The sequence below is a fragment of the Xanthomonas sp. NCPPB 3582 genome, assembly GCF_041475735.2.
In the GTDB taxonomy this organism is placed as follows: Bacteria; Pseudomonadota; Gammaproteobacteria; order Xanthomonadales; family Xanthomonadaceae; genus Xanthomonas; species Xanthomonas codiaei.
In genome coordinates, this window is record NZ_CM192968.1 from 2,776,876 (window position 1) to 2,798,035 (window position 21,160).

13 protein-coding genes are annotated in these 21,160 nt (G+C 66.3%); all 13 read left to right on the plus strand.

The genetic code is table 11. The features are described 5' to 3' along the window. The first annotated feature begins 488 nt into the window (after positions 1 to 488). A complete protein-coding gene (locus ACCQ05_RS11760; RefSeq protein ID WP_372390384.1) occupies positions 489 to 1,229 on the plus strand; it encodes a flagellar motor protein in 741 nt (246 codons plus the stop codon). A 179-nt stretch (positions 1,230 to 1,408) separates the two neighbouring features. Next, on the plus strand, positions 1,409 to 2,383 hold the full coding sequence (gene motD, locus ACCQ05_RS11765; RefSeq protein ID WP_372390386.1) for a flagellar motor protein MotD: 975 nt from the start codon (positions 1,409 to 1,411) through the stop codon (positions 2,381 to 2,383). A 1-nt stretch (position 2,384) separates the two neighbouring features. After that, positions 2,385 to 3,167, plus strand: coding sequence for a ParA family protein (locus ACCQ05_RS11770; protein WP_228964949.1), 783 nt, complete (start codon positions 2,385 to 2,387; stop codon positions 3,165 to 3,167). Beyond that, a complete protein-coding gene (locus ACCQ05_RS11775) occupies positions 3,164 to 4,462 on the plus strand; it encodes a chemotaxis protein CheW (RefSeq protein ID WP_372390388.1) in 1,299 nt (432 codons plus the stop codon). Before ACCQ05_RS11770 ends, ACCQ05_RS11775 begins: the two co-directional genes overlap by 4 nt. Positions 4,463 to 4,576: 114 nt before the next feature. Beyond that, positions 4,577 to 4,885, plus strand: a complete 309-nt coding sequence (locus ACCQ05_RS11780) for an STAS domain-containing protein (RefSeq protein ID WP_003489692.1) — start codon at positions 4,577 to 4,579, stop codon at positions 4,883 to 4,885. Continuing rightward, positions 4,882 to 5,247, plus strand: a complete 366-nt coding sequence (locus tag ACCQ05_RS11785) for a response regulator (RefSeq protein ID WP_002806565.1) — start codon at positions 4,882 to 4,884, stop codon at positions 5,245 to 5,247. Before ACCQ05_RS11780 ends, ACCQ05_RS11785 begins: the two co-directional genes overlap by 4 nt. Before the next feature lie 33 nt (positions 5,248 to 5,280). Continuing rightward, positions 5,281 to 7,293: a chemotaxis protein CheA gene (locus ACCQ05_RS11790; protein WP_372390390.1), complete on the plus strand. Its 2,013-nt coding sequence runs from the start codon at positions 5,281 to 5,283 to the stop codon at positions 7,291 to 7,293. A gap of 246 nt (positions 7,294 to 7,539) precedes the next feature. Next, positions 7,540 to 9,810 (plus strand): methyl-accepting chemotaxis protein, encoded by a 2,271-nt coding sequence (locus ACCQ05_RS11795; protein WP_372390392.1) that lies wholly within the window; start codon positions 7,540 to 7,542, stop codon positions 9,808 to 9,810. Positions 9,811 to 10,175: 365 nt separating this feature from the next. After that, positions 10,176 to 10,709, plus strand: coding sequence for an MCP four helix bundle domain-containing protein (locus tag ACCQ05_RS11800; protein WP_104540872.1), 534 nt, complete (start codon positions 10,176 to 10,178; stop codon positions 10,707 to 10,709). 296 nt (positions 10,710 to 11,005) lie between these two features. Continuing rightward, complete coding sequence (locus ACCQ05_RS11805) at positions 11,006 to 13,180, plus strand: methyl-accepting chemotaxis protein (protein WP_228964953.1); 2,175 nt, start codon at positions 11,006 to 11,008, stop codon at positions 13,178 to 13,180. A 202-nt stretch (positions 13,181 to 13,382) separates the two neighbouring features. Continuing rightward, complete coding sequence (locus ACCQ05_RS11810; protein WP_372390394.1) at positions 13,383 to 16,082, plus strand: methyl-accepting chemotaxis protein; 2,700 nt, start codon at positions 13,383 to 13,385, stop codon at positions 16,080 to 16,082. Positions 16,083 to 16,343: 261 nt separating this feature from the next. Continuing rightward, on the plus strand, positions 16,344 to 18,593 hold the full coding sequence (locus tag ACCQ05_RS11815) for a methyl-accepting chemotaxis protein (protein ID WP_372390397.1): 2,250 nt from the start codon (positions 16,344 to 16,346) through the stop codon (positions 18,591 to 18,593). A gap of 275 nt (positions 18,594 to 18,868) precedes the next feature. Next, positions 18,869 to 21,118, plus strand: a complete 2,250-nt coding sequence (locus ACCQ05_RS11820; RefSeq protein ID WP_372390399.1) for a methyl-accepting chemotaxis protein — start codon at positions 18,869 to 18,871, stop codon at positions 21,116 to 21,118. Positions 21,119 to 21,160 lie beyond the last annotated feature (42 nt).

Consider the following 21,160-nt stretch of genomic DNA (forward strand, 5'->3'; position numbering starts at 1 on the left):
ACTCTTTCCTTCGTTCGCAACCGAGCTCAATGAGAGACAAGGCCGACATGCGCGTTGGCACACGCCAGGAGACGGCCCAGCACACGCCGCCTGGCTGCCATGGCCATCCCAGGGATGTACCGTGATGGCGAGTCATAGAGAATGTTTGGAAAGCCGAAGAGACGACTCCCGGCGGCGCTCGCGCTCCTCATCGAAGCCGGCGACCGAAAGCCGCGCCTGGACGTACCCTCACCCCAACCCCTCTCCCGCAGGAGAGGGGCTCAGGAACGCGCAGGCCGCGCGTTCTCTCTGCTCTCCTAAAGCAGGGCTGACGCTAGGTATCACTGAGTTCGTTGAGACGTTTCCCGACCGAGGACCGATCCCCGGCCGGGCATACCGCCCGCAACGAAGCCGGCAATTGAAGACCCATCCCCCGGAACGACAACTTTCTGGCGCTCTCGACCGCCCGCGTCTATCAAGTCCGCCGCACCTGGGCCGATACCGCTTGCATGGACAGATTGAGCATCATCGGACTGGTGCTGGCGATCGTGACGATCGTCGGCGGCAGCGTATTGAAGGGCGCCGGCATTTCGTCGCTGTGGTCGCCGGCAGCCTTCGTGATCGTCATCGTCGGCACGGTGGCGGCGATCCTGCTGCATACCTCGCCGGCGGTTTTCCGGCGCGCCTTCAAGATCCTGCGCTGGGTGATCCGGCCGCCGGTCAGCGACCGGCCGCAGCTGGTCGCGCGCATCGTGGAATGGAGCAACATCGCCCGTCGCCAGGGCCTGCTGGGCCTGGAAGACCAGCTGCCGCGCCAGAGCGACGCCTTCCTGCGCAAGGGCCTGCAGATGCTGGTCGACGGGGTGGAGCCGGAAGCCATGCGCCACATGCTGGAAATCGAAGTGGACAACCAGGAGCGTCAGGATCTTGCCGCGGCCAAGGTGTTCGAGGGCATGGGCATCTACGCGCCCACGCTGGGCATCATCGGCGCGGTGCTGGGCCTGATGGCGGTGATGAAGAACCTGGCCGACCCGGCCATGCTCGGCCACGGCATCGCGGCCGCGTTCACCGCCACCATCTATGGCATCGCCTCGGCCAACCTGCTGTTCCTGCCAGTGGCGGCCAAGCTCAAGAGCGTGATCCATTGCAGCACCAACGAGCGCGAAATGGCGATCGAAGGGCTGATCGCCATCGCCCAGGGCGAGAACCCGCGCAACATCGAATCGAAATTGGCAGGCTACTTGCATTAGAGCGTGCCATGGACGTTGAGATGAGATGCAACCCGCTCGGGGAGTGGTCTGTGGCGCGCCGGCACTGCGTTGCGCGCCCTGCCCGGGCGGCCGGCCTGGGCAGCAGCGCAGGCCTTGTCTCGACGCGCCACGGACCGCTTCGCACTCACCTCAACACCCCTCACACGCCCTGACCCCCCATGGCCCGTCGTCACAAACACCACGAAGAACACGGCAACCACGAAGCGTGGGCGATTCCCTACGCCGACCTGATGACGTTGCTGCTGGCGTTCTTCGTGGTGATGTACGCCATTTCCTCGCTCAACGAGGGCAAATACAAGGTGATGGCGCAGGCGCTGACCAGCGCCTTCGGGGGTTCCTCCAACACCGCAAGCCCGGTGCAGATCGGCAAGACCCAGACCCTGGGCGCCGACTACGATCGCCCGTCGGTGATCAAGGCCGGCGTGCCGATGGCCGCCACCCATGGGCAGACCGACGCCACCTTGCTGCCGTCGATGGCCGCGCAGATGCGCATGCCGGTGTCGTTGCGCAACCAGGCGCAGCTGGCCCGCGCGCAGCGCCAGATGGACGCGGTGGCGCAGCAGCTGAGCAAGACGCTGTCGCCGCTGATCGACAAGAAACTCATCACCATCCGCCGCAACGATCTGTGGATCGAGGTGGAGATCAACAGCGACATCTTGTTCGGCACCGGCTCGGCCACCCTGGCCGGCGGCGCGCGCGGGACGCTGTCCACGCTGGCCTCGGTGCTGCGCGATGCGCCCAACGGCGTGCGCGTGGAGGGCTATACCGACAACCAGCCCATCGCCACCGCGCAGTTCCCCTCCAATTGGGAATTGTCGGCGGCGCGCGCGGCCAGCGTGGTGCACCTGTTCGCCGACGATGGCATCGCCCCGCAACGATTGGCGATGGTGGGCTATGGAGAATTCCGCGCACGTGCCGATAACAGTACCGAGGCGGGACGGAATGCGAACCGGCGTGTGGTGTTGATCATCCTCGCTGACTCGGCTGGCTCACTCGCACCCGATCCGCCATCGCAGTTGCATGCGACCGCCGCCGGGGCGCCGAAGCTTCCCAAGTCTGACGGCGGCCAAACGGCCGTCACCACCGAAAGCGGCACAAGTTCCGTCCCCGCCGTAATTGAAGGAGTGCAGTGAGATGCGTATCTGGGCAATCGCCAACCAAAAGGGCGGCGTAGGCAAGACCACCACGACGCTGGCGCTGGGTCGCGGCCTGGCCGCGCTCGGCCATCGGGTGTTGTTGATCGACCTCGACCCGCACTCCTCGCTCACCCGCGCGTTCGGCGTGGCGGTCGACCCGCCGCCGCGCGGGGTACTGGACCTGTTCGGCACCCCGCCGAGCGATCTGGCCAGCCTGGCCCACGAAAGCGCCATCCCCGGCCTGTCCTACGTCTGCGCACAGGCCGCCTTGGCCACGCTGGAGCGCCGCAGCGCCAACCAGCCCGGCCTGGGCCTGGCCTTGCAGAACGCGATGACCCGCCACGCGGGCCAGCACGACTACATCCTGCTGGACTGCCCGCCCACCCTGGGCCTGTTGATGATCAACGCCCTGGCCGCCTGCGACCGCGTGGTGGTGCCGACCCAGGCCGAACCGCTCGCCCTGCATGGCCTGGCCAGCATGGTGCGCACCGCCGACATGGTGCAACGCTCGCGTCGCCGCGAACTGCCGGTGTCGATCCTGCCGACCCTGTTCGACCGTCGCACCCGCGCCGGCAACGAGACGCTCAAGGAAATGCAGACCACCTACGGCCCGGCGGTGTGGGAAGACGCGGTTCCGATGGATACCCGTATCTGCAATGCCGCCGCACTCACCGTCCCGGCTACCGGCGGCGACTACCAGGGCCGCGGCCTGTCCGCCTATCGCCGCGCGCTGGAATGGGTGCTGGCCGATGATGCGATGCGTATGGAGCAAGCCGCATGAGCAACCACACCGCCAACGGTGAGCTGGACGATTACCTGGAGGGCCTGCTGCACGATGCCGGCGTGGAGATTCCCGCTGCCGCACCCGCGGTGGCAGAGCCGCCGGCCGCGCTGGCCGCGTTCGACCAAGCCGATGTCGCAGTGGCCGAACCACCGGCCGCCGCCGTCGCCTCGCCCGAGGCCATCGCCGCCAACCTGCTGGCCGAGATGCATTCGGATCCGGCCTTCGGCGCACCGGTGGCCGCCGCGCCCACGCCCGAGCAGATCGCCGCCGACCTGTTGGCCGAGATGGATTCCGATCCGGCCTTCGGCACACCGGTGGCCGCCGCGCCCACACCCGAGCAGATCGCCGCCGACCTGTTGGCCGAAATGGATGCCGATCCGGCCTTCGGCGCACCGGTGGCCGCCGCGCCCACACCCGAGCAGATCGCCGCCGACCTGTTGGCCGAGATGGATTCCGATCCCGCCTTCGGCGCACCGGTGGCCGCCGCGCCCACGCCCGAGCAGATCGCCGCCGACCTGTTGGCCGAAATGGATGCCGATCCGGCCTTCGGCAGTGCCGTCCCAAGCGCGGACATGATCGCTGCCGACCTGCTGGCCGAAATGGATTCCGATCCCGCCTTCGGCAGCGCCGTTCCCAGCGCCGACATGATCGCCGCCGACCTGCTGGCAGAAATGGATGCCGACCCGGCCTTCGGGCTGGAGCCCGCAGCGGTCGCCGTGCCGGCGCCTGCACCGGCTCCTGCCGCGCTGCCGTCACGCGCCGCACCGGCAGCTGCACGTGCCGCGCCGGCGCCGATCGCGCCGACCGGGCTGCAGGCGCTGCTGGCTCCCGGCCAGGCCGACAAGATCCACGCCGAGCGCCGTGCCAGCGAACGCAGCACCCGCTGGCTGCGCCTGCGCTGCGGCGAACAGACCTATGCGCTGGAACTGCTCAAGGTGCAGGAAGTGGTGCTGCCAGTGCCCTTGCTGCCACTGCGCGGCACACCCAGCGCCATGCTCGGCATCATGAACCTGCGTGGCCAAGTGGTGCCGGTGATCGACCTGGGCATCCACCTGGGCTCGTCGCCGGTGGACATGGACCTGCAGACGCGCGTGGTGGTGCTGGAAGAGAACGGCGAAACCATGGGCCTGCGCGTGTCGGCCGTGGAAGACGTCACCAGCCTCACCGACCAGCAGATCGAACCGCCGGACAACGCCCGGCTGTGCCGCATCTCCAACAACCTGTTCCGCGGTGTCGCGCGCCTGGGTCATCAGCCGATGATCCTGCTCGATGCCACACATCTGCTGCACTGACACGCGCGTAAACCTGATCCCAGGCTTGCACAATCTGGCGTGTCACCGATTCACCGTTAAAGCTTTCCCGCCCCCCGCCGTTAGTACGCATAGAACCATCCGTTCGGAGCAACAATGAGCACAGTGACATTGGGTGAGGATCTCGGCATCGAGACCAGCGCCGACCTCAAGCAGAAGCTTGCCGGATTCCTCACCCAGGACGGCGACCTGGTGCTTGATGCCGGCGAAGTCCGGCGTATCCACACCGCCAGCGTGCAGTTGCTCTGCGCCTTCGTGCAGAGCCGCCGCCAGGCCGGCCTGCATACCGAATTCGATGGCTGTAACGACACTTTTAGAGATGCGGCGCGTCTGCTCGGCGTCACCGACGCCCTCGGGCTTCCCGCATCCAATGACAACCTGAAATCTGTGGAGAACGCCGCATGAGCGCACGTATCTTGGTGGTGGACGATTCGGCGTCGATGCGCCAGATGGTCTCTTTCGCCCTCACCTCTGCCGGCTTTGCCGTCGAAGAAGCCGAAGACGGCGCCGTTGCGCTGGGCCGCGCGAAGGGCCAGCGCTTCAATGCGGTGGTCACTGACGTGAACATGCCCAACATGGACGGTATCTCGCTGATCCGCGAGCTGCGCCAGCTGCCGGACTACAAGTTCACCCCGATGCTGATGCTCACCACCGAATCGGCGGCCGACAAGAAATCCGAAGGCAAGGCGGCCGGTGCCACTGGCTGGCTGGTCAAGCCGTTCAATCCCGAACAGCTGATCGCCACTGTCCAGAAAGTTCTGGGTTAACCCTTACTCGCTCCACGATCGGATCTCACGCCCATGAGCATGGACCTGCAACGTTTCCACGCCACCTTTTTCGAGGAAAGCCGCGAAGGGCTCGACGCGATGGAGGCCGGGCTGCTGTCCCTTGAAGAAGGCAACCGCGACCCGGAAATCATCAACTCGGTGTTCCGTGCCGCGCACTCCATCAAGGGCGGCGCTGCCACCTTCGGGTTCGAGGCCGTCGCCGGCCTGACCCATGTGCTGGAGACGCTGCTGGACGAGTTGCGCTCCAACAAGCGCCAGCTCGAAGCCAATGCGGTCGATGCCATGCTGGGCTCGGTGGACGTGCTGCGCGCCCTGCTGCGCGAAGCCGAGCACGGCACCCCGGCCGACCCGGCCGCGGTCAAGGCCGTGCATACCCGCCTCAACGCAGTGCTGGCCGGCGAAGCGCCGACCGCGGCGGCGGCGGCCAAGCCCAAGGAAGAAGAACCCGAAGCCTGGCACATCGGTTTCACCCCGGCACCGTCGCTGTTCATGAGCGGCAACGACCCGCTGCGCATCATCCGCGAGCTCGAACATCTGGGCCCGCTGCAGATCGCCGCGCGCCTGGAGCGTATGCCGGGCTTCGAGAACATCGACCCGCTGGAAGCCTACCTGGCGTGGGATCTGGGCCTGATCGGCAAGATTCCGCGCAGCAAGATCGAAGACACCTTCGCCTGGGTCGTGGACGACTGCGAGCTGGATATCCGCCCGATGCCGGTGCCCGGCCCGCCGCCGAGCCTGGCGGTGGAAGCCGCTGCGCCGGCACCAGTGACCGCTGCTGCCCCGGCCGCACCTGCAGCCGCTGCCGAACCTGCTGCCGCCGCCGCCACGCCGGCCAAGGCCGCTGCGGCCGAAGCCGAAAGCTCGATCCGCGTCAGCGTGGACAAGGTCGATGCGCTGATCAATCTGGTCGGCGAGCTGGTGATCACCCAGGCCATGCTCAAGCAGGTCTCCACCGGCCTGGACCCGGCGCATGCCGAACGTCTGTTCGCCGGCCTGGATCTGCTCGAGCGCAATACCCGCGATCTGCAGGAAGCGGTCATCGGCGTGCGCATGCTGCCGGTCGATGCGGTGTTCCGCCGCTTCCCGCGCCTGGTGCGCGACCTGTCCAGCCGCCTCGGCAAGCAGGTGCGCCTGCGCACGATTGGTGAGGGCACCGAACTGGACAAGGGCCTGATCGAGAAGATCGCCGACCCGCTCGTCCACCTGGTGCGCAACTCGATCGACCACGGCCTGGAACTGCCCGATGCGCGTCGCGCCGCGGGCAAGGACGAGACCGGCACGATCACCCTGGCGGCCTCGCATCAGGGCGGCCACATCGTGATCGAAGTCAGCGACGACGGCCGCGGCCTCAATCGCGCCAAGATCCTGGAAAAGGCGGCCGAACGCGGCATCGCCGTGCCGGACAACCCGACCGACGCGCAGGTCTGGGACCTGATCTTCGCACCGGGTTTCTCCACTGCCGATGCGGTCACCGACCTGTCCGGTCGTGGCGTGGGCATGGACGTGGTCCGCCGCAACATCCAGGGCCTGGGTGGCGAAGTGCAGCTGGAAAGCAATGCCGGCAGCGGCACCCGCGTGCTGATCCGCCTGCCGCTGACCCTGGCCATCCTGGACGGCATGACCGTCTCGGTGGCCGGCGAAACCCTGATCCTGCCGCTGGCCTACGTGCTCGAAGCGCTGCAGCCGGCGGCCGAAGACATCCGCTCGATGGCCGGCGACGGCCGCGTGCTGCGGGTGCGCGGCGAGTACCTGCCGATCCTCTCGCTCACCAATTACTACGGCTTCGGCGGGCAGCAGTCCTCGCAGGAACCGCTGGTGGTGGTGGTCGAAGGCGACGGCCAGAAGATCGCGCTGGAAGTGGACGAACTGCTCGGCCAGCAACAGGTGGTGGTCAAGAACATCGAGAACAACTACCGCCGCATCCCCGGCGTCTCCGGCGCCACCATCCTCGGCGATGGCCGTGTGTCGCTCATCGTGGACATCGGCGGACTGGTGCGCTCGCTGAAGGTGCCGCAGGCGGCGTGAGCCAACACCACCGCGGCATGGAGGCCGCGGCCGCCCGACTCCACCACGCGATCGACGAACGATCGGCGCTGGAGTGATCGCCGGCAGTATGGGGACTGCCGGCATCAGCAACACCCGTCCGGCCCGACACGACCGGCGGGAGATTCTGGCCCTTTGTCCGGATCTTTCGACTCTGCCATCGTCCCTCGCCCAACGCCGACGGGCGCCCACGAGGCCAGTCGTTCTCTGCAACACGAGAAGACCGTTATGAACTGGTTCCGTAATCTTGCCGTTGCCCGCAAGTTGGCCGTGGCATTTTCCTTCACCGCATTGATCACCCTGAGCCTGGGCGTGTTCGCGCTGGCGCGCATGCAATCCAGTGCGCACCTGTTGCGCGAGATCGGCAATGTGTGGGCGCCGGCGGTGCAGCAGCTGAGCGAAATGCGCGCCTTGCTGGGCGAATTCCGCACCTACGAACTTGCCCAGCTGGCACACGCCGACGATCCGAAGGCGGTGCAGAATTATTTCGAACGCATGGACAAGGCGCGTGCCGAGATCGACGCGGCGCAGAGCGCCTATGCCAAGACCACCACACCCGGCAAGGAAGCCGAACTGTACGACCAGGTCAAGCAGAAGCTGGGCGACTACTACAAGGCCAATGCCGCGCTCAGTGCCGCCGTGCGTGCCGGCGATCTGGTCACCGCAAACAGCGTGTCCGATGAGCAATCGCGGCCGGCGCGGCGCGAACTGTTCGCCAAGCTGGTGGAGCTGACCAAGTTCAACACCGCCCACATGGACGAGGAAATCGCCAGGGCAGAAGCCACCTACCAGCGCTCGGTGCAGGTGATGATCGCGGCGATGGTGCTGGTGGTGCTGCTGGCCGCATTTGCCGGCTGGTTCATCGCGCGCAGCATCGCCGGCCCGCTCGGCCGTGCCACCTGCGTCGCCGGGGCCATTGCCCGTGGCAAGCTGGACAACGCCATCCAGGTCGATAGCCGCGACGAAGCCGGGCAGCTGCTGGAAAGCATGCAAGGCATGCAGCATCAGCTGCAGGCCGTGCTGGCCGCGCAGTCGGAAATGGCACAACGCCATGATGCCGGGCAGATCAGCTACCGCATGGATCCGCAGGCATTTCCCGGCGATTTCGGCACGATGGTGCACGACACCAACAGCCTGGTCGGCGCGCATGTCACCGTGCAGACCAGTCTGGCGCAGATCATGTCGCGCTATGCCATCGGCGACCTGAGCCAGGACATGCAGCGTTTGCCGGGCGAAAAGGCCGTGCTGAGCGACACCATGGATACCGTCAAGGCCAACCTCTCGGCGATGAACCGCGAGATCAAGATGCTGGCGCAGGCGGCGGCCAATGGCGATTTCAGCGTGCGCGGCGATGCGCAGCGCTTCCAGTACGATTTCCACGCCATGGTGGACAGCCTCAATCAGCTGATGGCCACCGCCGATGCCAACCTGGCCTCGCTGTCCAAGGTGCTGCAGGCCATTGCCGCCGGCGACCTGAGCGAGCGCATGCACGGCCAGTTCCATGGTGTGTTCGCGCGGATGCGCGACGATGCCAACGCCACCACCGAGCAGCTGTCGAGCATCGTCGGGCGCATCCAGCACGCCACCACCTCGATCAATACCGCCGCCAGCGAAATCGCCGCCGGTAATCAGGATCTGTCGCAGCGCACCGAGCAGCAGGCCGCCAACCTGGAAGAAACCGCCGCCTCGATGGAAGAGCTCACCTCCACCGTCAAGCAGAATGCCGAGCACGCGCGCCAGGCCAACCAGCTGGCGATCGGCGCCGCCTCGGTCGCCTCGCAGGGCGGCGCAGTGGTGGCGCAGGTGGTCACCACCATGTCCGGTATCGAGGTCTCGTCGAAGAAGATCGCCGAGATCATCTCGGTCATCGACGGTATCGCCTTCCAGACCAACATCCTGGCCTTGAATGCCGCAGTGGAAGCAGCACGTGCCGGCGAACAAGGCCGCGGATTCGCGGTGGTGGCCAGCGAAGTGCGTACCCTCGCCCAACGCTCGGCCGGCGCGGCCAAGGAGATCAAGCACCTGATCGACGACTCGGTCGGCAAGGTCGCCGAAGGCGCGTTGCTGGTGGACCAGGCCGGCAAGACCATGGCCGACATCGTGGCCAGCGTGCAACGCGTCACCGACATCATGGGCGAGATCTCCGCTGCCTCTCAGGAACAGTCTGCCGGCATCGAGCAGGTCAACCTCACCGTCACCCAGATGGACGAGGCCACCCAGCAGAACGCGGCCCTGGTGGAAGAAGCCACCGCCGCCGCACGCGCGATGGAGGACCAGGCCGGCCAGTTGTCCGATGCCGTGGCGATCTTCAAGCTGCAGCCCACCGATGTGCTGACGGTGGCACCGGCACGCACTACGCCGACGCCGCTCAAGCCGGTGAAAAAGACTGCAGTCAAGTCCGCTGCCGCTCCGGCTGCCACTGCATCCAGGACGCGCGCGGCCGCACGCCCCGCGCTGGCAGCCGCTTCCAACGGCGACACCAGCTGGCACGAGTTCTGACCCAGCCGGTTCGATCGGCGGCCGTTGCGCAGCCTCCATGCACAGGCCCTGGCAACGATGTCGGGGCCTGTGCGTTTGTGCAACTGCGTTCTGTGCCACTCGATCCAGTGCCGGCGACTGCAACGCCATCGGTGGAGATCGCGCCTTGCACGGCGTCCCGGCCGTGCCGGGGGCCTGCTGCCGTCCAGCCCTGCATGCTGCTGATCGTGCATCGAATGCGCGCGGTGCCCGTTCGGATTTCACGAAACCAACGATTCACCGTGCGGACCTGCCGCTGGTCGAAACGTGATCAAGCGCAAGCACATGCGGCCGATACAAACAGCACTGAGGGCCGCATTGCCCGCGCCAGATTGGAGGACGTCCGCATGCACATCGCCAATTCCATCCGCTCCGCTCGTCCGCTGCTGGCTGCCGTGTTCGCCGTTGCCCTGCTGGCAGCCGGCGCCTCGATGCCGCCCTCGTTCGCGGCGCCGGCCGCCCCGGTCTCGGTTTTGCTGGACAGTGTGCCGGTCACGGCATTGCAGTCGCTGGCCGTCGATCTGGTGCAGCTGCGCGAAGAACAGCGTGCCCAGCTCGCCGCTTCGCACGACCCGGCGCGGGTGCAGGCCTACGACGAACGCCTGGGCAAGCTGCGTCAGCGTATCGCCCGCCACGCCGGATACTTTCAGGCCACCGCGCCGCAAGGCGAGCAGGCACGCCAATTCGCCGTGGTGCAGCAGCAGCTCGGCCAGTACCTGGCGCAACACCGCCAGGCCAACCGCGCCCTGCATGCCGGCGATCTGCACGATGCCCAGGCCTTGTCGCTGGGCCATGCCGGCGACACCCGCCAGGTGCTGTGGGCCGAACTGCAGAACCTGCAGGCCTCTGTTGCCGGTAACGGCAAGCCGCCGCGCAATTGAGCGCTTCTGGCAATGCGGCCGACGCGGCCGCATTGCCTGCACCGCGATCTCCGCCCCCGGGCACGCCCGCTCACGCATCGCCGCGCTGCAGCCGGTCGTGCCCGCGGCGCCGTGCACGCTGACCTTGCGCCGGCCAAGCCTGCGGCTCCGGTTGTAGTGGCGCCCAGGGCGCGGCACCGTCTCCCGTAACCGGTTCGCGGCGCTAGCACACCGTGCGTCGCCCAATGCTCAATCTTTCTCTCTTCGGGTCGCTATTCGACTTATCCCGGTCACATTCCCTTCGCTGGATACCTGTCATGACGTTCAAGAGTTCGCTCGCAAAGACGTTGGCCAACGTGCCGCTCAAGCGCAAGTTTCTCGCCCAGACCGCGCTGATGGCGCTGGGCATCATCGCGCTGGCCATCGTTGCGGCACGCATGCAGTACGTTGATCTCACCGACACGCGGCGCGATGGCCTCAAGAGCCAGATCGAAATGGCCATTGCGGTGGTCAACGGCTACGCCGAGCGCGCCGAGAAAGGCGAGATGGACGTGGACGCCGCCAAGAAGGCGGCGTTGAACACCTTGTCCACCATGCGCGCACGCGGTGGCGTGGACTATATCTACGTCACCGACCAGGCGCCGGTGATGCTGATGCACCCCACCCGCCCGGACCTCAACGGCAAGCCGCTGACCGATGTGCTCAGCCCCGACGGCAAGCGCATCTTTCCGGCGTTCGTGACCGCCGCGCAGGCCGGTGGCGGCTATGTCGATTACACCTGGGCCAAGCCGGGCCAGAAAGACCCGGTGCAAAAGACCTCCTACGCGGCGCTGTACAAGCCGTGGGGCTGGGTGATCGGTACCGGCGTGTACCTGGACGACACCCAGTCGCAGGCGCTGGCATTCACCGGCATCGTGACCCTGGCCGGCGGCGTGCTGGTGCTGCTCAACCTGTTGGTCGGCTGGATGATCGGCAATTCGATCCTGGAGCCGGTGGCACGTGCCCTGGCGGCGATCAAGGGCGTGGCGCGCGGCGACCTCAGCGTGCGCACCGCAGCCCATGGCAACGATGAAATCGGCCAGATGCTCAAGGCCACCGACGACATGGTGCACACCCTGGAGCGCTTCTCGGCGCAGACCAAGGTGATGGTGCACATGCATGCCGGCGACGATGTGACCCACCGCATGCCGACCGATTTCCCGGGCGTGTATGGCGAGCTGGCTGTCGGCATCAACACCATGATCTTCGAACACCTGGACGCCATCGTCGATGCCATCGGCATCCTCAACGAGTATGCGCAGGGCGATCTGTCGCGCGATGCCGCGCGCCTGCCTGGCACCCGCGCGGTGCTGCACGAAGCGATGGACGCCGCCAAGGCCAGCCTGCTGGCGATCAACACCGAGATCAAGCGGCTGGCGCAGGCGGCGGCCGAAGGCGACTTCAGCCAGCGCGGCGATGCCACGCGCTTCAAGCACGATTCGGCACGCATGATCAACGATCTCAACGCGATGATGGAGGTCAGCGACCGCAACCTGGGCAAGCTCTCCGAGCTGCTGGCCGCACTGGCCGAAGGCGACCTCACCGCACGGATGGAAGGCCAGTTCCACGGCGTGTTCGCACGCATGCGCGACGATGCCAACGCCACCGCCACGCAGCTGGCCGGCATCGTCGGGCGCATCCAGCAGGCCGCCGGGTCCATCACCGGCTCGGCCAGCGAGATCGCCGCCGGCAACAACGATCTGTCGCAGCGCACCGAGCAACAGGCCGCCAACCTGGAAGAGACCGCCGCCTCGATGGAAGAGCTCACCTCCACCGTCAAGCAGAACGCCGAAAGCGCGCGCCAGGCCAACCAGCTGGCCATCGGTGCGGCCAGCGTGGCATCGCAGGGCGGCCAGGTGGTCAGCCAGGTGGTGGAGACCATGTCCGGCATCCAGACCTCGTCCAAGAAGATCGCCGAGATCATCTCGGTCATCGATGGCATTGCCTTCCAGACCAATATCCTGGCCTTGAACGCTGCGGTGGAAGCGGCGCGTGCCGGCGAACAGGGCCGCGGCTTTGCCGTGGTCGCCAGCGAAGTGCGTACCCTCGCCCAGCGCTCGGCCGGTGCGGCCAAGGAGATCAAGCATCTGATCGACGATTCGGTCGGCAAGGTGGCCCAGGGCTCGGCGCTGGTGGATCAGGCCGGCAAGACCATGGCCGAGATCGTGTCCTCGGTGCAGCGCGTCACCGACATCATGAGCGAGATTTCCGCCGCCTCGCAGGAGCAGTCGGCCGGCATCGAGCAGGTCAACCTCACCGTCACCCAGATGGACGAGAGCACCCAGCAGAACGCCGCATTGGTGGAAGAAGCCACCGCCGCCGCCAACGCGATGCAGCAGCAGGCACGCCAGCTGGACGATGCGGTGGCGATCTTCCGGATCGAGGCCACGGCGCAATCACGCGCCACTGCAACCGCGCGCGCGCCCAAGCGCGCCGCCCTGGCAGCCTACTGAGCGTGGCAGCAAAGGGTGCTGCGCAATTATAAGCCGGGTGTAGCCGGCATGCGGGAGCGCCGGGGTGTACCAGCGATACATGAAATGAAGGTTCCGCGCACCTGCCACGCCGGCCTTGCGGCTGCGCACTAGCGTTGCCAGCCGTTCCAGACGCACCACCCCGCTTCGGCGGGGTCATCCCTCCCTTCTGCGGCCAACGCCCATGACCTCTTCCACGCACTCACGTTTGAGCGGACGCCTGGCGTACCGCCTGATGGTCGGTACTGCGGTCATCGCCTCGCTGTGCTTCGGCCTGACCGCAGCCATCACCTACTGGCAGAGCAGCCGTGCCTTGAGCACCTCGGCGCAGGCCACGATGCAGAACGCCGCGCGCTACCAGGCCGAGCAGATCGGCAGCGAACTCGGGCAGGCGCTGACCACCGGTCAATCCCTGGCCACCACCATGCTGGTGCAGCGTGCCAGCGGTGGCCTCAGCCGCGAGACCGCCGCGGCGATCGTGCATGACCAGCTGCTGGACCATCCGGAATGGGTGGGCATGGGCACCTTGTGGGAAACCCAGGCCTTCGATGGCAGGGACGGCGATTTCGCCAATGCCAAGGGCCACGACGCCACCGGTCGTTTCATGACCTATTGGGGACGCGACGGCCAGAAGCTGGTGCGCGAACCGCTCACCGATTACGAAACCCCAGGCCTTGGCGACTGGAACCTCAAGCCGCGTGCACTGCTGCGCCAGACCGTGGCCGAACCGTACGATTACAAGATCGGCGGCAAGACCGTGCTGATGACCACCCTGTCCACGCCGATCCTGCAGGATGGCAACTACCTGGGCGCGGTCACCGTGGACGTGGCGCTGGCCGCCTTGCAGCAGCGCCTGGGTGCGCTGCGCCCGATGCGCAGCGGTTATGTCGAACTGATCTCGCCCGCCGGCGTGGTGCTGTCCTCGCGCGATGGCGCACGCATCGGCAAGCCGGTGACCGATGCGCGGCATCGCCGCATGCTGGAGGCGATCAAGGCCGGCAAGGACTCGGTGGATTTCGATCCCGATGCCAACGGCAGCGTCAGCGCGTATGTGCCGTTGCAGATCGGCAAGGCACAGGAGCGCTTCGCGCTGGGCGTGGTGGTGCCGTATGCCGCCATCATGCAGCAGGCGCACCGCTTGTTGTTGACGATTCTGCTGGTAGGCCTGGGCTCGGCAGTGGTGCTCAGCGGCGCCTTGTTCCTGCTGCTGCGCCGCCAGGTGGTGCGTCCGCTGGAATCGGCGGTGGGCGTGGCCGATGCGATCGCCTCCGGCAAGCTCGACAACCACATCGCCGTGCAGCGCCAGGACGAAGTGGGCCGCCTGATGGGCGCCATGCAACGCATGCAGAACGACCTGCGCGCGCGCATCGAGCGCGACACCGCCATCGCCAACGAAAACCTGCGCATTCGCACTGCGCTGGAACACTCGGAAATGGAAGTGTTGCTGGCCGACGAACAACACAACGCGGTGTTCATCACCGAAGCGCTGCACACGTCGTTCAAGCGGGGCGAGCCCGCGTTCCATGCCAAGGGCCAGAGCGGCTTCAGCGCCGATGCGGTGGTCGGCAAGCCACTGGACTATGTGTTCGGTAGCGACATTGAAGGCCGGGCGCGCACGCAACGCCTTCAGCAATTGCAATCCACCACCCAGGAGCGCTACACCTTCGGCCCGGTCACGCTGGACCTGACCATGACCCCGCTGTACGCAGCCGATGGCCGTCGCAGCGGCAGCATGTTGCTGTGGCGCAATGTCAGCGCAGAAGTAAGCACGCAGAAGGAAGTGGCCGCGCTGGTGCAGTCCGCCTTGATGGGCGATTTCGGCCAGCGGCTGGCGCTCGAAGACAAGCACGGCTTCTACCTGGAATTCGGTCGCCAGCTCAATGGTTTGCTGGAAACCACCTCGCAAGGCCTGGAGCGCATTTCCAGCCTGCTCAGCGCGCTGGCCGAGGGCGACCTCACCGTGCGCATGGATGGACAGTTCGAAGGTGTGTTCGCGCGTATGCGCGACGATGCCAATGCCACGGTGGCGCAGCTGACCGGCATCGTCTCCGGCATCCAGACCTCGGCCACGCAGATCAATGCCGCCGCCAGCGAGATCGCTGCCGGCAATCAGGATCTGTCGCAGCGCACCGAACAACAGGCCGCCAACCTGGAAGAAACCGCCGCCTCGATGGAAGAGCTCACCTCCACCGTCAGGCAGAATGCCGAGAGCGCGCGCCAGGCCAATCAACTGGCCATCGGTGCGGCCGGTGTCGCCTCGCACGGCGGCAGCGTGGTGGCGCAGGTGGTCTCCACCATGTCCGGCATCGAAGTCTCCTCGAAGAAGATCGCCGAGATCATCTCCGTCATCGATGGCATCGCCTTCCAGACCAATATCCTGGCGCTCAACGCCGCAGTGGAAGCGGCGCGTGCCGGCGAGCAGGGCCGCGGCTTCGCCGTGGTGGCCTCCGAAGTACGTACCCTCGCCCAGCGCTCGGCCGGTGCGGCCAAGGAGATCAAGCACCTGATCGACGATTCGGTCGGCAAGGTGGCCGAAGGCTCGCACCTGGTCCACCAGGCAGGCACCACCATGGCCGAGATCGTGGCCAGCGTGCAGCGCGTCACCGACATCATGGGCGAGATCGCCGCCGCATCGCAGGAGCAATCGGCCGGCATCGAGCAGGTCAATCTCACCATCACCCAGATGGATGAAGCCACCCAGCAGAACGGCGCACTGGTGGAAGAAGCGACCGCCGCTGCACGCGCGATGGAAGATCAGGCCGGTCAGCTGGCGCAGGCGGTGGCGCGCTTCACGCTGGCCGATGCGCCCCACGCCATTGCAAAGCGCAGTGCCATGCACGTATCGCCCGCGCCCGGCGCATATGCACTGGCCGCCACCCGATAGTGCGCTCGACGACACAATGGTCGCGCTCGGTTATCGCGGCCAGTGAAAGGCGCATCGAGCCAGAACGCGCGGCCCTGCAGCAGCAGTCACAAAGGCTGTCATAGCAAGCCGGCTGCTGGTAAATCAGCAGCTTTTCGCAGCAAATCCGCACATCTGCAGTGTGCGGCGGTGCTGCCGTTCATCCTTGAAAAATAAAGTATCCAGCCCCGGGGCCGCTAGCGTGCAGGACAACATTGCGACGCGACATCCCTGGAGTAATAGATGAACAAGTTCAACGACTGGCCCATCCGCCGCAAGCTGATGTTTGCGTTCTGCCTCAGTGCCGCCCTCACTGCCCTGCTTGGCGGGCTGGGCTTCTCGCGCATGAAGCAGATGCAGCAGCAGGCGGTGCTGATCAACGAAGATGTGGTTCCGGTGCTGACCCGGCTCTCGGAACTGCGCGCATTCGGCGGCGAATTCCGTATCTACGAATCGGGCCAGTTCGTCAATCTGCAGAACCAGGAACGCTACGACTACTTCCTGACCCGCATGGACGAAATCCAGGGCAAGTACGCACAGACGCAGAAGGCGCTGGAAGCCAAGATCGCTGACGGCTCGCCGCTGAAGGCCGGCTACGACAAGCTCGCCAAGGAAAGCGCCAGTTACTTCGAAGCCAACAAGACCTTGCGCGCGCTCTACAAGGATCCCGACTACGCGGCTGCGGTGGCTGCGAACAAGCAATCCGGCGACATCCGCAAGGTGCTGTTCCAGACCATCGACAAGATGTATGCCGAGCAATCCACCGCGCTGGCCAACATGGTGGCCGCCAGCAGCGCCTCGTTCAAGATGACCAGTGCGGTGCTGTTGATCGGCACGCTGCTGATGGCGGCCCTGTCGGTCACCTTCGGCTGGTTGATCGCGCGCAGCATCACCACGCCGCTGTCCAAGGCGCTGGGCGCCATCCAGGCGGTCTCGAGCGGCGATCTCGGCGCGCAGATCGGCACCACCAGCAAGGACGAAATCGGCCAGATGCTGCAGGCCACCGGCGACATGACCAGGTTGCTGCGCCGCTTCTCCGACGAGACCGCGCGCATGTCGCACCTGCATGCGGCCGAAGACATCACCCATCGCATGCCGGAGGATTTCCCCGGTGTGTACGGCAATCTGGCCGCCGGCATCAACACGATGATCTTCGAGCACCTGGATGCCATCGTCGATTCGGTCGCCATCCTCAACCAGTACGCCCAGGGCGACCTGAGCCAGGATGCGCGCCGCCTGCCCGGCAGCCGCGCCGTGCTGCACGAAGCCATGGACGCGGCCAAGGCCAGCCTGTTGGCGATCAATACCGAGATCAAGCAACTGGCGCAGGCCGCCGCTGCAGGCGACTTCAGCGCACGTGGCGATGCCGCACGCTTCAAGTACGATTTCGCGGTGATGGTGGCCGACCTGAACTCGATGATGGAAGTCAGCGACCGCAACCTGGGCAAGCTCTCGCAGCTGCTGGGTGCGGTGGCCGATGGCGACCTGACCGCGCACATGGACGGACAATTCCACGGCGTGTTCGCGCGTTTGCGCGACGATGCCAATGCCACCGTGCAGCGCCTGACCGACATCGTCGGCCGCATCAAGCATTCCACCCTGGCCATCAACACGGCCGCCGGCGAAATCGCGGCCGGCAACCAGGATCTGTCGCAGCGCACCGAGCAGCAGGCGGCCAACCTTGAAGAAACCGCTGCCTCGATGGAAGAACTCACCTCCACCGTCAAGCAGAACGCCGAGCACGCACGCCAGGCCAACCAGCTCGCCATCGGCGCGGCCGGCGTGGCCTCGCATGGCGGCGCGGTGGTCGGCCAGGTGGTCACCACCATGTCCGGCATCGAAACCTCGTCCAGGAAGATCGCCGAGATCATCTCGGTCATCGACGGCATCGCCTTCCAGACCAACATCCTGGCCTTGAATGCCGCAGTGGAAGCGGCGCGTGCCGGCGAGCAGGGCCGCGGCTTTGCCGTGGTGGCCTCGGAAGTGCGCACGCTGGCACAGCGCTCGGCCGGTGCGGCCAAGGAGATCAAGGGCCTGATCGACGATTCGGTGAGCAAGGTGGCCGAAGGCTCGGCGCTGGTGAATCAGGCCGGCAGCACCATGAGCGAAATCGTCTCCTCGGTGCAGCGCGTGACCGACATCATGAGCGAAATCTCCGCGGCCTCGCAGGAACAGTCGGCCGGCATCGAGCAGGTCAACCAGACCGTGACCCACATGGATGAAGCCACCCAGCAGAATGCGGCATTGGTGGAAGAAGCCACCGCCGCCGCGCGTTCGATGGAAGAACAGGCGCAGCAGCTCACCGAAGCGGTGGCGCTGTTCCGGCTGTCGGCCGAGCTGGAGTCGGTGACCCGCGCCACCCCGGTGGTGCGTCAGATCACGGCCAGCAAGCCAGCTCCGGCCAGCAGGGCCGCCAAGCCGGCGAGCCGGCCGGCGCCGCGCGCGGCCGTGGCAGCAGCGGTGTCCAACGACTCGGACTGGGCAGAGTTCTGAGCGCCCGCTGCAACCCGATGACTGGCTGACGACAAAGCCGCGCGATGCACCTCGCGCGGCTTTGTCGTTGATGAAGCTGGCGCACGCCGCTGCGATGCAGAGGATTGCGTGAAGGCAGCCCCGTCTATTTGGCGAATTGTGTCACGCTATGCAATTTTTGCGACAAGGTATTCAAGAAGGCATACCGAGGGCCGCTAATTACGACAGTCGCATGGACCATGTCAAGCGCCGCGCGACGCATCCGAGCACCCACCTGACCTGAGCGAAGGCCTGTCATGAATGCCCTACTGCAACGCTACAACGTCGGCCCGCGGCTTGCCGCTGCGTTTGCCATCCTGATCGTCCTGTCTGCCGCAATCGCGGTCATCGGGTACCGCGGCCTGTCCTCGGCACGCGATCTGGTCGACGACATCGTGCACCAGAACATGGTGTCGATCCGGCTGTCCAACGACATGATCAATGCGAACTACGTCATCGCCGCGGAGATCCGCAACGTGGTGCTGCCGACCACCGATGAACAGAACCGCACGTTCATCAAGAACGTACAGGCTGCGCGTGCCGACTACAGCAAGGCGCGCGACGCACTGTATGCAATACCGCCCTCCGATCAGGGCAAGCTCATTCGCGCGAAGATCGACGCCAACCGTGCCAAAGCGAAGGTGCTCAACGACAAGGTCATCGATCTGGCGATGGCCGGCCAAAGCGAACAGGCACTGCAGCTGCTGCTGAACGAAGCCGCTCCTGCCTTGCAGCAGTGGCAGGACGCCATCAACGAGAACATCGTCCTACAGGATAAGCTTGCCGCCGACGCGTCTGCCGTGGCGCTGAAGTCGATGGACGATTCACGCAAGCTGCTGATCGGCGGAACGCTGCTGGTGGTGCTTTTGAGCGGCGTCCTGGGCCTGCTGATCACCCGCAGCCTCACCCAGCCGCTGAGCCGCGCCACCCGCGCTGCCGAGGCGATCGCCGGCGGCAAGCTGGACAACGACGTCGACACGCCGTTCAACGACGAAGCCGGCCGCCTGCTCAAGGCCATGCACAGGATGCAGCAACAGCTGCGCAGCCTGCTGGCCGCGCAGACCGACATGGCCCGCCGCCACGACGACGGCCAGATCAGCTTCCGCATCGATGCCGATGCGTTCCCCGGCGAGTACGGCCGCATGGCCAGCGACACCAACAACCTGGTGGGTTCGCATATCGCGGTGAAGATGAAGCTGGCGCAGATCATGGGCCGTTATGCCATTGGCGATCTCAGCCAAGACATGGACAAGCTGCCCGGCGAAAAGGCCGTGCTCACCGACACCATGGTGCAGGTCAAGGCCAACCTGGCGGCGATGAACCATGAGATCAAGCACCTTGCGCAGGCCGCCGCCAACGGCGACTTCAGCGCACGCGGCGACGCCGAGCGTTTCCAGTACGACTTCCGCGCCATGGTGGACAGCCTCAACACGTTGATGTCCACCGCCGACGGCAACCTGCAGTCGCTCTCGCGCCTGCTGCAGTCCATCGCCGCGGGCGATCTCACCGCGCGCATGAGCGGCGAGTTCCGTGGCGTGTTCGCGCAGATGCGCGACGACGCCAACGCCACCGCCACCCAGCTGGCCGACATCGTCACCGGCATCAAGCAATCGGCCGTGTCGATCAAGGGCGCGGCCAGCGAAATCGCCGCCGGCAACCAGGACCTGTCGCAGCGCACCGAGCAGCAGGCCGCCAACCTGGAAGAGACCGCCGCCTCGATGGAAGAGCTCACCTCCACCGTCAAGCAGAATGCCGAAAGCGCGCGCCAGGCCAACCAGCTGGCGATCGGCGCCGCCGGTGTGGCCGCGCAGGGCGGCGAGATCGTCAGCAAGGTGGTGCAGACCATGAGCGGCATCGAGGCCTCGTCCAAGAAGATCGCCGACATCATCTCCGTCATCGACGGCATCGCCTTCCAGACCAACATCCTGGCCTTGAATGCGGCGGTGGAAGCGGCGCGTGCCGGCGAACAGGGCCGCGGCTTTGCGGTGGTGGCTTCGGAAGTACGCACCCTGGCGCAGCGCTCCTCGGGTGCGGCCAAGGAGATCAAGGACCTCATCGACGACTCCGTGCAGCGCGTGGCCGACGGTTCGGTGCTGGTGCACAGCGCCGGCAAGACCATGGGCGAGATCGTGGCCAGCGTGCAGCGCGTGACCGACATCATGGGCGAGATCTCCGCCGCCTCGCAGGAACAGTCGGCCGGCATCGAGCAGGTCAACCAGACCGTGACCCAGATGGACGAAACCACCCAGCAAAATGCCGCACTGGTGGAAGAAGCCACCGCCGCGGCACGTGCGCTGGAGGAACAGGCGGTCGGGCTGACCGAGGCAGTGGCGGTGTTCAAGACCGATGCGGCCTACGCGCAGCCGGCCGTACGTGCCGCGCCTGCGCGCCCGGCAGTGACGCCCGCGCTGAAAGCGCAGGTGGCGGCGGCCGGTCGTACCGCCGCGTCCAAACCACGCGCGGTGGTCACCGCCTCCAGCAACGACACCAGCTGGCAGGAGTTCTGAGGCAAGCGGACACAACAAGCTGAACGGAGCCGGTCGGCAGCA